A 14,241-nucleotide genomic window follows, 5' to 3' on the forward strand; every position below is an offset into this window, starting at 1 on the left:
ATTGTTCTGCACCACATACCCACCGGTGACCGTCGTCGTCCCGTACTGCGTGGAAATCACCGTCCCACCCGGCGGCGGCGTCGTCGGCGGCGTGATCGGCGGAGTCGTCGGCGGAGTCGTCGGCGGCGTCGTCGGCGGCGTGGCCGGCGGCTCGACAGTGACCGGGCTCCCGTTGAGCAGCAGATTCGTCGGGGGCGCGTAGCTGCCGGTATGCGCGGCCTGGAAACCGACTTCCACGGTCGTGCCCGGGGCAATCGTGGCGTTGTAGCCGGCCGGGGTGATGCTGTACTGCTGAGCTCCCGGCGCTGCGAGTTGGCCGCCCCATGCGCTCGTCACCGCCGAGCCGGTGGGCATATTGAATTGCAGCTGCCAATTGTTGATCGGCGCCGCACCGGAATTGGTGATCGTGTACTTGCCGATGAAGCCGCCATCCCACTGCGAGGCAGTCGTGTACGTGGCGGACAGCCCGGTCGGTGTCGTCGGTGTCGTCGGTGTCGTCGGTGTGGTCGGCGTGGTCGGCGTGGTCGGCGTCGTCGGCGTGGTCGGCGTGGTCGGGGTACTGGGCTCGTTCGGTGTCGACGTGGACGGCGCCGTCGGGGCCGGGCGGCCGGTCAACAGGCTCACCACGCCCTGCATTTGCTGCTCTGCGTTCCGCAGCGAGGTTGCTATGGCGGTTTCGGCGCCGGCATACCATTGCGCACCCGCGTTGAGCGCCTGCACGATCTGGGCGTTGACGTTCGCCACCAACTGCGCACTGATTGCCTGGTACTGCCGTGCGTGCAGGTTCAGGAATCCGTTGATGGCCGCCGATATCTCATCGATACCGAGTGCCGCCAGCCCCGTCGTCGGGGCCGCGGCCGCGGCGTTGGCGGCGCTGAGCGATGAACCGATGCCGGCGACGTTCGCCGCGGTGGCCGCCAGCACCTCCGGTTCGACAATCACGTAAGACATGTCCAATTCCTTAGATCACGAAACAATATTTGTCCTATAACGGACATATATTGAACGGACAAAGCATTTGCTCAGAACCTAGCACGTGGCGGTCCACCGAGTGGACGGAAAGCCAATTCCTTAAACACGTGGGTCGTATTGTCAAACAGCTCTACAAACTATCGGCAATGCGCACGCGGGTACCAAAACTGGATAGCGGCGCATTACTTTGCGCAACGGAATGAATGGTTAGCCGGGCGCAATAATTGCCGGCTGGCGGCTCTACACCACTCCGCGCAGCGCGGCCGCACCGAACATCTGTTCCATCATCGACGAGTAGTCGGGGCCGCGTCGGAGCATGTGACCACCGTCGACGTTGATGCACTGGCCGGTGATGAAACTGGCGGCATCACTGAGCAGGAACATGGCCAGATTGGCGACGTCCTCGACTTCACCGACCCGGGGCAGCGGCGTGCACAGCGCGTAGTCGCCGCTGATCTCCGGCGACTGGATGACGCTGGCGTCGACCAGATCGGTGCGGATCAGGCCGGGGCGGATGCTGTTGGCCCGCACCCATGACGGCCCGAGCTCGTCGGCGGCCAGTTGCATCAGGTGGTCGATGGCCGACTTGGTCACCCCGTAGGGCCCGAACCACCGGTGGGTATTACTGGCAGCGATCGACGAGATCGCGACGAAGGAGCCGCCGCCACCGCGCACCATCTCCCGCGCCGCGTGCTTGAGCACGTACATCGTGCCGTTGACGTTCAGGTCGACGGTGCGGCGCCACGCCTCGGAGTCCGTATGGGTGATCGGCCCGACGGTCAAGGACCCGCCGGCGCTGTGCACCACACCGTGCAGGCGCCCGTGCCACGCCGTTGCGGCGTCCACCACTCGGGCGACCTCGTCTTCGTTGGTCACGTCGACGGGCTCATAGCGAATCGAGCCGGACAGCTGCAGCCCCTCGACCTCGGCCACGGCCCCGGCCAGCCGGTCGGCGTTGCGGCCCGCGATCACCACGGACGCTCCGCCGTCGACCAGACCGGTCGCCACCGCCTTGCCGATACCGCTACCGCCTCCGGTGACCAGGTACGTCCGGTCGTGGAATGAAAGCTGCACAGAGACCCCTCGCACCGAAAGTTACAACAGGTTCCGACTATCGAACCACGGGCCTCACGGCGTATCGCGGCGGGCGACCCTGGTCGGCCTGGCGGTCCGCCAGTCCTCGACTTCGGGCGGGAGCCCGACCGGGAATCTGTTCTCGTTGTGGGCCGCCCAGTGCGCGTGCCCGAGTTCGTGGACGTGGAACGCGTGGCGCAGCGCCTCGGTGAAGCCCATGGCGTCGGCGGCGGCATTGACCGAGGCCTTCACCAGCAGCGAGGCCATGGTGGGCCGTTCGGCGATGCGCCGCGCGAATTCCAGGGTCTTGTCCTCCAGCTCGTCGAGCGGGAACACCTTCGACACCATGCCCAGGCGGTAGGCCTCGTCGGCATCCAGGGAATCACCGGTCAGCAACAGCTCCTTGGCCTTGCGGGCACCGAACTCCCACGGATGGGCGTAGTACTCGACGCCCGGCATGCCGAGCCGCACCGCGACCACGTCGCTGAACTTCGCGTTGTCGGCCGCGACGATCAGATCGCACGCCCAGATCAGCATCAGACCGGCCGAGATGGCGTTGCCCTGCACCTGGGCGATGGTGATCTTGCGCAGGTCACGCCAGCGGCGGGTGTTCTCGAAGAAGAAGTGCCACTCCTGGTGATAGAGCTTCTCGACGATCGGCTCCAGCGTGCCGCCGTGGGAGCGGAAGGTCGGGTGCTGGTGCGGCCCGGGCTTGCGCTCCAGCAACGCCTCCTCCGACCCCAGGTCGTGGCCGGCGGAGAAGTTGCGGCCACGCGCCGCCAGGATCACCACGCGCACCGTGTCGTCGGCTTCCGCACGCGAGAATGCCTCGTCCAGCTGGACCAACAGGGTCCGGTTCTGCGCGTTGTGGGCATCGGGCCGGTTCAGCCAGATCCGCGCAATGCGGCCCTCGTCGAGGGTTTCGTAGACGACCATCTGCGGGGGTCCGGCTTCCTGGGATTGCGCGTCGGTCCCGGCCGCAACACCGGCCTGATCGGAAACGGTCATACCGCCCACCTCACTTGTCACGGGCTTGGGCTTTACACATTACGGCGAGTGTGTAAGCGGGCCACCGCAGGGGTCGCCGACTCGGAACCGGCCGCCACCCGGCTTGGCTTACAGTTAACTCATGCCCACAAAAACGGACCATGGTGACATAGGCGACGTGGAACCGCTGGCTGACAGCACCGCGAGCCAGGCCCGGCGTGTCGTTGCCGCTTACGCGACCGACGCCGATGAATGCCGCATCTTCTTGTCCATGCTCGGCATTGGTCCGGCGAAGCACGACAGCTAATGGCGGCGAGGGGCGGCCGAGCCTCAGGGGCCAAGTCTGCAGAGTTCGGGGACTCCGACTTCGTGGTGGTCGCCAACCGGCTGCCGGTCGACATGGAGCGACTGCCCGACGGCACCACCAACTGGAAGCGCAGCCCCGGTGGACTGGTCACCGCGCTGGAACCGTTGCTGCGCAAACGTCGCGGCGCGTGGATCGGTTGGCCCGGCCTGGTCAGTGACGAGGTGGCGGAGCCGGACGAGGCGCCGATCATCCAGGACGACCTGCAGCTTCACCCGGTATGGCTGAGCTCCGACGACGTCGCCGAGTATTACGAGGGCTTCTCCAACGCCACCTTGTGGCCGCTGTACCACGACGTCATCGTCAAGCCGATCTACCACCGCCAATGGTGGGAGCGCTATGTCGACGTCAACCGCCGCTTCGCCGAGGCCACCGCACGCGCGGCCGCCGAGGGCGGCACGGTCTGGGTGCAGGACTACCAGCTGCAACTGGTGCCGAAGATGCTGCGCACCATGCGCCCCGACCTGACCATCGGGTTCTTCCTGCACATCCCCTTCCCGCCCATCGAGCTGTTCCGCCAGCTGCCCTGGCGCACCGAGATCATCGAAGGCCTGCTCGGCGCGGATCTGGTGGGGTTCCACTTGTCCGGCGGTGCCCAGAACTTCCTCTACCTGGCGCGCCAACTGCTCGAAGCCAACACCTCGCGGGGGACGATCGGCGTGCGTTCGCGGTTCGGCGAGGTGGAGTTCGACAACCGAACCGTCCGGGTGGGCGCCTTCCCCATCTCCATCGACTCCGGAGCGCTCGATCACGCGGCCCGCGACCGCACCATCCGCCGCCGGGCCCGCGAAATCCGCGCCGAGCTCGGCAACCCGCGCAAGGTGCTGCTCGGCGTCGACCGGCTCGACTACACCAAGGGCATCGACGTGCGGCTCAGGGCCTTCAACGAACTGCTCGAAGAGGGTCGCGCCAAGCGCGACGACACCGTCCTGATCCAACTGGCCACACCCAGCCGGGAGCGCGTCGAGAGCTACCAGATACTGCGTAACGACATCGAGCGCCAGGTAGGCCACATCAACGGCGAGTACGCCGAGGTCGCCCACCCCGTGGTCCACTACCTGCACCGGCCGGTCCCGCGTGACGAACTCATCGCGTTCTTCGTGGCCAGTGACGTCATGCTGGTCACCCCGATGCGGGACGGGATGAACCTGGTGGCCAAGGAGTACGTCGCCTGCCGCAGCGACCTGGGTGGCGCGTTGGTGCTGTCCGAATTCACCGGTGCCGCAGCCGAACTCCGTCAGGCCTACCTGGTCAACCCGCACGACCTGGAGGGCGTCAAGGACGCGATCGAGGCGGCGCTCAACCAAACCGACGAGGAAGGCCGGCGCCGGATGCGCGCGATGCGCCGTCAGGTGCTCGCCCACGACGTGGATCGTTGGGCCAGGTCATTCCTCGACGCGCTCGCCTCGTCGACGGAAGAGGCGCACGGGGTCTGACCGGTCGAACCCTTGGTTTTCGCAGCGCATCGCTGTGATACTGGACGAGTGAGAATCCGTCGCGGGTTGGCCGCCGGTGCCGCCATCGGCTCAGCAGTCGCAGCAGGAATGGCGCTGGAATCGGAAAGCCCCGCCTATGCGATCGGTCCCCCCGCCGACGGCACCTATGCGTTCAATCAGGCCGGCGTTTCCGGGGCCAGTTGGGCCATCACAGCGCTGTGCGTGCAGCCGTCCGGAACCCGCAATATGAACGACTATTCCGACCCGATCGTCTTCGCGATGAACTGCGCGCTGAACGTGGTCAGCACCACCCCGGCAAATAACACTCGTGCCGAAAACCTGCAGAACTTCAGCGCCAGAGCCCGGATGAGCAGCATGCTGTGGACCTTCACGGTGAACAAGTCCGAAGGTGTCAGCTGCCCCGGTGGCGGCTTCGGCGATACCAGCGAGACCTACGCATTCAGCGACGAAACTCTGACCGGCACGCACACCACGTTGCACGGCGCGGTATGCGGCCTACAGCCGGACATGAAGAAGGAACCGTTCTCGCTGTCACTGACCGGGCCCCCACCGAGTCCGGTCGAGCGTTACCCGATCGACTGCAACCAGATCGCCATCTGCTTCTAGATCGGCGTGATATAGGCGATCAGCCACCTACCGTCGACGCGCTTGAATTCGACGCGAAGCCGGCTGCCGTCATAGTGCGGCTCCCGCGACTTGTCGGTCACGATGCGGTTCATGTACACCAACGCGGTCGCCGAATTGCGTTTGGCGGCCATCACTCCCACGCCCACGACGTCGGCCTGGACCACCATCTGGCGCTTCTTCGCCTCGGGGATGATCTGCGCGTTGACGATCTTCTTGAACTCCTGGCGGTAATCGGGCGTCAACAGCGGATACACGTCGTTGAGACTGCGCTCGATGGTCTGGAAGTCGTAGCCGAAAAACTGCGGAATCTCCTTCTCGGCCAGCTTCGGCAACTCCGCCCGGGCCGCCTGTTCGCCGCGCGTCTCCACCCGGTCCCAGTAGAACCAGCCGCCGACGGCCGACAGCCCCACCACGACCGAGACGGTGAGTACGCCGGCGAGGGTGACCAGCCACCGCAACCGGCGCATCAGTTGCCTCCGTTGGGATACATCAGGTCGTAAGCCGTCATCTGGCCGCGCTCGTCCTGGTGCACGATGACGCGCAGCCGGTACGGCTCGGACGGCTTGTTGACCCCGTCGATATCGGCAACGGTCACGCGCACCGCCACCAACACCGACGCGTTGTCGCTAACGGTGTCGATGCTTTCCAGCGCGGCACCGTTGATGACGGCTTCGGAGGTCGCGTTGGTCTTGCGGTAGAGCTGCTTGAGGAATTCGACATTCTCGGTGCCGAACTTGCTGCGCAGCGGCCCGCTGGTGCCGTTGACGAACCGGTTGACCGACTCGTCGATGGTGTCCTGGGTGTAGCTGTACATGTTGACCACGGTCTGCGAGGCCGTGTCCACAAAGCGCTGCTCGCGGGCCTGCCGCGCGTCGGCCACCCGGTGCTGTGAGATCAGCGCGACCACACCCCACACCAGTGCCGCGATCAGCACCACCGACGCGGCGAGCGAAATCCAGCCGACCATCCGGGCGTGCGGACGCCGCCGCCGGGGTGGCCGGGCGGTGACCGACCCGCCCTTCTTGACCGGCCGCTTCGGCGCGGGCTTGGCATCGACAACAGAGTCGGCGCCCGATGCGGCCGCGGCGCCGTCTTCGGCCACCGCGGCGCTGACGGACGCGTTGCGGGGCGGACCCGCCGCGCGTGACGCCCGCCGGCGGACGCGCTGCGTCGGCGCCTGTTCTTCTACCACCACTTGATCCACTAAGAAGGTTTCGGAGTGAGCATCAGGTCCACCCAGCTCTCGGCGCTGGTAGTACCGGTGATGCCGGACGCGAAGATACCAGTGCCGCCCGCGGGATCCCTGAACCGGCCGGTGGCCGGGTCGTAGGTGGAATACGCCGCCCCGTCGGCCTGCGGTGCGGGACCGGTCCCCACCGGCGGCGGTGGCGGCTCGATGAACTTGGGGTACGGAATCTGGGGCGGCACCGGCGGGTAGTTCGGCGGCATCCACGCGGGGTTGCCCGGCGGCGGTCCGCTGTTGTTGGGCGGCGGCGGGTCATAGGCGGGCTGATTCGGCGCCGGACCCGGACCCGGCGTCACACCCGGCGGCGGCGGACCGACGATGGGAATGCCCGGGTCGGGGTCGGTTCCCGGCGGGATGAACGGGAAGTGGTTGGGCGGCAGGATGTTCAGCCCGTTGGTCACCGGCGTGCCGTAGGGGATGGGCGGGCCGCGCCACGGGTTGGTGCCGACCGGCACGTATCCGCGGGGGTCCCGGCACATTTGCACGGTAGGGGCCCGCTTGCCCGGGAACTCCTGGCACGGGTAGTTGCGGGCGCCACGCACATCGCTGGGGTCGTTCTGCGCGGTCTTGCAGTACATGTCGCGCGGCACTTCGCGCACCGTCTCGTCGGCGGGCGTGCGCATCAACGGCGCCGGAATGAAACCGGTGCTGCACGGCGGCGGATCGTTCAGGTCGACCTTGAAGTCCAGCTTCGCGCCCTCATCCTGAGGTTGGCCGCCGGCGGCGGTGGTGATCGCGGCGAACAGCGCCGGGAAGACGACCAGCAGCTGCTCGATCGACTTGTGGTAGATCACCCCTACCCGGCCCAGGTTGGCCATGTTCGCGGCCAGCGCCGGGAAGGACGGGCGGATACCGGAGAACGTCTCATTGGCCTCGTCAAGCGCTCCCGGCGCCGTCGCCAGGGTGTCCCGCAGCCTCGGGTCGGCCCGGCGCACCTCGGAGGTGAACCTCGCCAGCCCGTCGGACAGCGACTTGATGTCTGCGCCGGCGCGGACCTGGGCCTGCAGGAAGGGGCCGGCCTGATCGATCAGCTGGGAGACCTGCGGGTAATTGGTGTTGGCCTCGTCCACCAGCAACCGGGCGGATTCCACCAGCCGGGCCAGCTCCGGGCCGGTGCCGTTGGTCGCCAGGAACGCTTCATGCAGCACCTCGCGCAGTCGCGTGTCGCCAAGGCTGTTGACCAGCGTTTCAGCCTTCTTCAGCAAATCGGCCACGTCCTGACCGATACGGGTGTTGTTACGGTCGATACTCGCGCCGTTGCGCAACTTGCCCGGCGCCGGATTGGCGGGCGGGACGAGGTCGACGTACTGCTCACCGATCGCCGAGACACTCTTGACGGTCGCGATGACATTCGACGGGATCGGGGTGCCGCTGTTGAGGCGCATTTCGGCGGTGACGCCGTTCGAGTTGAGCCGCACCGACTCCACCCGGCCCACCGCCACGCCGCGGTAGGTGACGTTGGCGTTCTTGTACAGGCCGCCGCCCGCGACGAAATCGGCGCTGACACCGTAGGTTCCGATGCCGAACGTCGAGGGCAGGCGCAGATAGAAGATCCCCATCACGGTCAGGGTGATCACGGTGATCACCGCGAATATGGACAGCTGGATCTTGGTGAGTCTGTCGATCATGTTCCCGCCTCTACTGTGCCGCCGTGCCGGGCGGAATCTTGAACGGGTCGGCCGCTTGGCCGGAAAGGTTGGCCAGTTCGCCCATCAGGAAGTCGGGCGGGGTGAGCACCTCGTCCATGTGCATCATGTTCGGGTCCAGGGCGTAACTGGTGGTGAAGAACGTCTCACCGAGGCGGCGCAGGGTCAGGTCGAACGTGGTGAACACGTTGAGGTAGTCACCGCGCACCGCCTGCTTGATGCCGAAGTTGGGGAACGGGAACGTCAGCATGATCTGCAGGGAGGTGACGAAGTTCTTCTTGTTGTCGTTGAGCGCCTTCAGTGCCGAGTACAGGTCTTTGAGGTCGGCGGCGAAGTCGGCCTTGGTCTTGGACAGCACGTTCGACGTGACCAGCGCCAGCCTGTTCAGCGCGCCGAACGCCTGGACGATGTTGTCCCGGTTCTTGTTCAGCACGCGCAATGCCTCGGGCAGCGTGTCCAGCGCCCGGCCCAGGTTGTCCTTGTCCCGCGCCAGGATCGCCGAGAACCGGTTCAGTCCCTCCATCGCGGCGATGATGTCGTTGACCTGCTTGTTGAGCCCGGACGTCAACTCCGCGAGCCTTGGCACCAGGTCGACGAACTGGCCCTGCCGGCCGGCGACCGCCTGATAGGTCTCGTCGGTGATCTCTTCGAGCGCACCGACGTTGCCCTTGTTGACCACCACACCGAGAGCGGAGAACACTTCCTCGGTGGTCGGGAACCGACCCGTCCTGGACTCCGGAATTCGCGATCCGTTGCCCAGCCTGCCCGTCGGGCTCTGGTCGGTGGGCGGAGCCAACTCGATGTGCAACGAACCCAGCAACGACGTTTGGGCGACCTTCGCGACCGCGTTCGCGGGAAGCACCGCGTTCTTGTCCACCGCCAGTTTCACCGCGGCGTAGAAGGACCCGTCCGAACGCTGCTCGGCCGAGATGCCGGACACACTGCCCACGGTGACGTCGTCGACCATGACCGGCGAGTTCTGCGGCAATGTCGACACATCGGGCAGTTCGACGGTGATCGTGTAGTTGCCGCTGCCGTGGCCGGCGGTGCCGGGCAGCGACAGAGAATTCAGCCCACTGAACGCGCAACCCGAGAGCAAGGTGCCGGCGGCGACCAGCACACCGGCGCGCAACAGGATTCGCTTCATCGACCCGCTCCTTGTTCCGCAGGTAGCGGACCGGGGGCCGCGGGAGCGGGACCGGGCGCCGGTCCCGGCGCCGGTCCGTACCCCGGCGGCGTACCCGGACCCGGCCCGGGAGCGGTCGGGACGAACAGGCTCTGCAGGTCCGTGGTGTTGCCGGGCGCCTGCTGGCCCGAACCCTTGGCCGGAATCCAGGTCAGCTCCGGCACCGGAGTCTCGGCCTTGGCCTGGGTGGCCGGGGTGTCGTAGATGATCTGACCCTTGTAGGCCGTGATCGTGTTGATCGGGTGGAACATGATCGGCGGGAAGTTCACGGTGAGCCGGCGTAGCACCGGACCCAACCGCTCACGACAGATCTCCGCCCGCTTGAAGTACTCGGGCCCCGCCGGCCCCGCCGCGGTGTCGAACGAGCCGCCACAGATGAACTGCGTGGGATTCAGGAAGTTGGGCAGCGACAACAGACCGTTCAGCGTGCCTTGTGCCGGGTCGTAGATGTTGTAGAAGTTGGCGATACCGGGGCCCGCGACGTGCAGCACCTGCTCGATGTTCTCGCTCTGATCGCTCAGCGTCTGGGTGAAGTCGGTGAGCTGGTTGACCGTCTCGATCAACGTCGAGTTGTTCTCGTGCAGGAATCCCCGGACATCCGAGAGCGCCTGGTTGAGCGAACCCAGCGTGTGGTCGAGGTCGCGCGAGCTGTCGGCAAGCACCTGCGACACCGATGCCACGTGGCCGGCGAACTGCACGATCTGCTCGTTGCTCTGTGAAAGCGCGTCGACGAGCACCTGCAGGTTCTTGACCGTGCCGAAGATGTCGTTGCGCGAATCTCCGAGGCGCCCGGCGACTTGCGCCAGTTCGCGCAGGGCGTTGTGGAAAGAGTCGCCGTTGCCGTTGAGCGTGTCCGCGGCCTGGTTGATCGCCGCGCCCAACGGTCCCTGCATCTCCCCCGCCGCCGGGCTGAGCGACACGGACAGCTGGGTGAGCGCTTCCTTGACCTCGTCCCACTCCACCGGCACCGCGGTTCGGGTCAGGTCGATGCTCGCACCGTCCGGCAGCGCGGGCCCACCGGTGAACGCGGGGGCGAGCTGGATGAAGCGGGCGGCCACCAGGTTCGGCGACATGATCACGGCCTTGGCGTCGGCGGGAATCTTGACGCCGTCGGACACCCGCATGGTGATCTTGACGTCGGACGCGCGCGGATCGATTGACTCGATCTCCCCCACCGGGACACCCAGCACGCGGACCTGGTCACCGGGATAGAGCCCGACCGCCGAGGTGAAGTAGGCGGTGAGCTTGCGGCCACCGCCGCCGGCCGAGAACAGCACATACGCGCCGCCCACCAGCACCGCCACCAACACGACGATGGTGACGGCCCGCAGGCCCTTGCTGCCGAATCGTTTTGCCGTCGTCATGGCGACTTCGGCCTGATCGTCCAGCGCTCCTGGATCATGCCGCGCAGGTAGTCCGCGAAGCTGTCCGGCAGCTTGCCGGGCTGGAACACCGCGTCGAACATGGTCGCCACCAGCGGCGCCGGGATGGCGCCGAAGACGTTGACATTGAACCCGGGACCCGAGCCCACCACCTCGCCCAGCGTGGTGGCGTACGTCGGCAACCTCTTGAGAGCCTCGGTGATGTAGTCGCGGCGCTCGTTCAGGTTGGCCAGCACCTGGTTGATCTTGGTCAGGGCCGGGCCGAACTCCTTGCGGTTGTCGTTGACGAAGCCCGACAGTTGCGCGGACACGTCGTCGATCCCGGCGATCAGTGCACTCAACGCCGATCGGCGCTGGTCCAGCGCGGCGAACAATTGATCGCCGTCGTCCACCAGCTTCCTGACCTGTCCGGCGCGATCGGACAGCACCGCTGTCACCGACTTGGCATGGGTCAGCAGGCCCTGCAGCGCCTCGTCGCGGCTGTTGAGCGTCCGGGACAACGTCGTCACGCCGTCCAGCGCCCCGCGCAACCCGGGGGTCGCGTCGTGCAGCGTCTCGGTCAGCACCTTCAGCGCCCGCTCGAACTGCGGCTTGTTCAGGTTGTTGGCATTCTGGCCGAGGTCCTCCAGCGCGCCGGCCAGGGTGTAGGGCGTGGTGGTCCGGCTCAGCGGAATTGTCGTCGTTTGACCGGAACCGGCCGGGCTCACCGAGATGGACCGCTCGCCCAGGATGGTGTCGGTGCGGATCGCGGCCAGCGACTGATCGCCGACGACCACGTGCCGGTCGACCGTGAAGCTGACCTTCGCGGTGTCGCCGGCCAGAGCGACCTCGGACACCTTGCCCACCTTGACGCCGGAGACGACGACGTTGTTGCCGGGAGTGATGCCGCCCGCGTCGCTGAAATACGCGGTGTAGTTCCTGCCCTGCGGCCAGAACGGCAGCCCGGCATAGCCGAAGGCGATGAGTACCACGAAGATCACTACCGCCAAGCCGATGATGCCGGTGCGGAGCGGGTCCTGATCGCGCTTACTGCTTGGCTTTTTACTTGGCAAAGGCGCACCTCCCCTTGCTGGAATCCACCTGGCCGCCCATGCCGATCCGGAGATCCGAGCCCGCCGGCCCGTTGATCTTGATCGTCACCGAGCAGAAATAGATGTTGAAGAACGACCCGTAGGTGCCGAGCGCCGCCAGCCGCAGGTAGTCCTCGCCGAGTTGCTCGACGTCGTTGTTGATCTCCGCTTTCCGCGTATCCAACTCGGTGGCGAACGGCCGCGCGTTCTCCAATACGCCCTGCAGCGGCCGGCGCGAATTGCGCAGCAGCTCAGTGAGATCCGTCGTGGTCGACGCCAGCGGCGGGATCGCCCCGGCGATGGTGTCCTTGTTCCTGGCCAGCCCCTCGATCAACTGCTGCAGCTGATCGACACTGGCCGAGAATTGCGCGCTACGCGCATCGACGGTGGCCAGCACCGTGTTGAGGTTGGTGATCACATCGCCGATCAACTGGTCGCGTTTGCCCAGGGCAGTGGAGAAGCTGCTGGTGTCGGCGAGCACGTTGGCCAACGCGCCGCCCTGCCCCTGCAGCAGCTCGATGACGGCGCTGCTGATGGTGTTGATCTTGTCCGCGTCCAGCCCCTTGAGTACCGGCTTCAGCCCGCCCAGCAGCGCGTCGAGGTCGAGGGCGGGCTGAGTGTGCTGGGAGTTGATGGTCCCACCCGGCGGCAGCTTGACCAGCTGGCCCGGACCCGAGGTGATCTCCAGGAAGCGGTCGCCGACCAGATTCTCGTAGCGAACCACCGCCCGGCTGGACGAGTACAGCTGGTAGCGGGCGTCGACACCGAACTCGACGTCGACGGTGTTGTCCGGATTGAGCTTGACTCCCGACACAGCGCCCACGGGTACACCCGCGATACGAACCTTCTGGCCGCCCTTGAGCCTCGACGCGTCCAGGAAGGTGGCGTGATAGGTGTTCTCCGAACCGAACCGGAAGTCGCCGAACACCACAATCAGGGCGGCACTGAACAGGACCATCGTCACGACGAAGGCGCTTACCTTGATCACCATCGACCGGTACGACGGTATTTTCCCGGCCGCCATCAGAAGTCGTCCCGTTCGGCGAAGGCCCCATGGAAGAGGAACTGCAGCGTCGAGGGCGCGTCGAACTGGAACTCGGTGAACGGCTCGTAGGGAATCAGGGCGTTGTCGGTCACCAGGAACGGAGCGCGATAGAACGATCCGCCGGTCTGCTTCGTCGGAATGTCAGGCAGCCCACGGCAGTTCGGGCCACCGGAGGCGTTCACGATCGGCAGGCTCTCCGGATACGTATAGGCAGGGGCGCCCAGCACGAAGCTCGACGATGTGAACAGACCCGCCTTGCGGACACCGATCAACGGGGCGAACTCCTTGATGCCGCGATCGATGCCGGCCAGCAGGCAGCCGAACTCCGGCGAGTAGTCCGCGGCCACCTTGAGGGGGGCCCGCAACCTGTTGATGGTGTCGATCAGGTTCTGCTCGGCCGGCGCCAGCGTCTCGTAGCCGTTGTTCGCCAGGCCGATGGCCGCCAACAACGTGGCGTTCAGGTTGTGCTGCTGATCGACGACCGTCCGGTTGATGGTCGGCAGATTCTCGAACACGGTGTTCAGGTCGGGTGCGGCGTCTCCGTAAACGTTGGTGACGATGCCGGCCTTGCGGAAATCCTCCTGCAGCGTCGGCAACTTGGGATTGGCCTGGCGGGTCAGGGTATTGAGGCCGGCAAGCAGTGCTCCGAGGTCGTCGCCGTGGCCGCGCAGGCCTTCCGACAGCGCGCTGAGCGTGCCGTTCAACTCCACCGGATCCACCTTGTGCAGCAGGTCGATCAACGACTGGAACAGGGTGTTGACCTCCAGCTGCACCGCGGAAGCCTCAATCGTGGCGTTCGGGCGCAGCGAAGACTTGGCGGCCTGCTCGGGCGCGATGAACTCCACGGACTTCGCACCGAAGATGGTGTTCCCGGCGATGTGCACGGTGGCGTTTGACGGGATGTAATGCAGGTCGTCGCTGTAGATGGCCAACTTCAGCCGGGCCTGGTCGCCGCTGTAGCTGATGTCCTCGACCTTGCCGATCTGGATGCCGCGGAACTTGACCTTGGCTCCCGACTCCATCACCAATCCGGCACGCTTGGACGCCACGGTGACGGTGTCGGTCGAGGTGAACGCGGCGGTATAGGAGAGGTACGTCAAGACCGCCGAGGCCACCAACAGCCCGGCCAGCACCGCCGCGGCCACCCGGCCGGCCGTCCGTCGTGATCCAGTGCCTGCCATCGCC

At 66.3% G+C, this 14,241-nt stretch carries 14 protein-coding genes; 3 read left to right on the top strand and 11 right to left on the bottom strand.

Annotated features, from left to right (window positions below):
• The 3 genes from AC5Y7D_RS28155 to AC5Y7D_RS28165 form a co-directional block, all read right to left on the bottom strand.
• Window positions 1-951, bottom strand: a 951-nt coding sequence (locus AC5Y7D_RS28155) for a cellulose binding domain-containing protein (RefSeq protein ID WP_499929284.1), incomplete at its 3' end; no start/stop codon positions are given.
• Window positions 952-1,212: 261 nt separating this feature from the next.
• Complete coding sequence (locus AC5Y7D_RS28160) at window positions 1,213-2,046, bottom strand: SDR family oxidoreductase (protein ID WP_499929286.1); 834 nt, start codon at window positions 2,044-2,046, stop codon at window positions 1,213-1,215.
• A 54-nt stretch (window positions 2,047-2,100) separates the two neighbouring features.
• Window positions 2,101-3,054 (bottom strand): enoyl-CoA hydratase, encoded by a 954-nt coding sequence (locus AC5Y7D_RS28165; RefSeq protein ID WP_499929288.1) that lies wholly within the window; start codon window positions 3,052-3,054, stop codon window positions 2,101-2,103.
• A 121-nt stretch (window positions 3,055-3,175) separates the two neighbouring features.
• Between AC5Y7D_RS28165 and AC5Y7D_RS28170 the strand changes: the two genes are divergently transcribed.
• From AC5Y7D_RS28170 to AC5Y7D_RS28180, 3 genes are read left to right on the top strand one after another with little or no spacing between them, the layout of a single operon-like run.
• The gene (locus tag AC5Y7D_RS28170; RefSeq protein WP_499929289.1) at window positions 3,176-3,340 is read left to right on the top strand and encodes a hypothetical protein; all 165 of its coding nucleotides are present in this window, start codon (window positions 3,176-3,178) and stop codon (window positions 3,338-3,340) included.
• The gene (locus AC5Y7D_RS28175; RefSeq protein WP_499929291.1) at window positions 3,340-4,833 is read left to right on the top strand and encodes an alpha,alpha-trehalose-phosphate synthase (UDP-forming); all 1,494 of its coding nucleotides are present in this window, start codon (window positions 3,340-3,342) and stop codon (window positions 4,831-4,833) included. Before AC5Y7D_RS28170 ends, AC5Y7D_RS28175 begins: the two co-directional genes overlap by 1 nt.
• A 48-nt stretch (window positions 4,834-4,881) precedes the next feature.
• A complete protein-coding gene (locus AC5Y7D_RS28180) occupies window positions 4,882-5,460 on the top strand; it encodes a hypothetical protein (protein WP_499929292.1) in 579 nt (192 codons plus the stop codon).
• Here the strand turns inward: AC5Y7D_RS28180 and AC5Y7D_RS28185 are convergent.
• The 8 genes from AC5Y7D_RS28185 to AC5Y7D_RS28220 are packed head-to-tail and all read right to left on the bottom strand — an operon-like array spanning window position 5,457 to window position 14,237.
• Window positions 5,457-5,948, bottom strand: a complete 492-nt coding sequence (locus tag AC5Y7D_RS28185) for a mammalian cell entry protein (RefSeq protein ID WP_499929293.1) — start codon at window positions 5,946-5,948, stop codon at window positions 5,457-5,459. The genes AC5Y7D_RS28180 and AC5Y7D_RS28185 overlap by 4 nt on opposite strands.
• Window positions 5,948-6,685, bottom strand: coding sequence for an Rv1363c family protein (locus AC5Y7D_RS28190; RefSeq protein ID WP_499929294.1), 738 nt, complete (start codon window positions 6,683-6,685; stop codon window positions 5,948-5,950). Before AC5Y7D_RS28190 ends, AC5Y7D_RS28185 begins: the two co-directional genes overlap by 1 nt.
• Window positions 6,685-8,355, bottom strand: coding sequence for a virulence factor Mce family protein (locus tag AC5Y7D_RS28195; protein WP_499929295.1), 1,671 nt, complete (start codon window positions 8,353-8,355; stop codon window positions 6,685-6,687). The genes AC5Y7D_RS28190 and AC5Y7D_RS28195 overlap by 1 nt, the downstream gene beginning before the upstream one ends.
• Before the next feature lie 10 nt (window positions 8,356-8,365).
• Window positions 8,366-9,520, bottom strand: a complete 1,155-nt coding sequence (locus tag AC5Y7D_RS28200) for a virulence factor Mce family protein (RefSeq protein WP_499929297.1) — start codon at window positions 9,518-9,520, stop codon at window positions 8,366-8,368.
• Window positions 9,517-10,923, bottom strand: coding sequence for a virulence factor Mce family protein (locus AC5Y7D_RS28205; protein ID WP_499929298.1), 1,407 nt, complete (start codon window positions 10,921-10,923; stop codon window positions 9,517-9,519). Before AC5Y7D_RS28205 ends, AC5Y7D_RS28200 begins: the two co-directional genes overlap by 4 nt.
• Entirely contained in the window at window positions 10,920-11,993 is a 1,074-nt protein-coding gene (locus tag AC5Y7D_RS28210; protein WP_499929299.1) for an MCE family protein, read from the bottom strand. Before AC5Y7D_RS28210 ends, AC5Y7D_RS28205 begins: the two co-directional genes overlap by 4 nt.
• Window positions 11,983-13,035, bottom strand: a complete 1,053-nt coding sequence (locus AC5Y7D_RS28215; protein ID WP_499929300.1) for an MCE family protein — start codon at window positions 13,033-13,035, stop codon at window positions 11,983-11,985. The genes AC5Y7D_RS28210 and AC5Y7D_RS28215 overlap by 11 nt, the downstream gene beginning before the upstream one ends.
• Complete coding sequence (locus AC5Y7D_RS28220) at window positions 13,035-14,237, bottom strand: virulence factor Mce family protein (RefSeq protein WP_499929301.1); 1,203 nt, start codon at window positions 14,235-14,237, stop codon at window positions 13,035-13,037. Before AC5Y7D_RS28220 ends, AC5Y7D_RS28215 begins: the two co-directional genes overlap by 1 nt.
• Window positions 14,238-14,241: the final 4 nt, after the last annotated feature.

The organism is Mycobacterium sp. NGS49, from assembly GCF_059812565.1.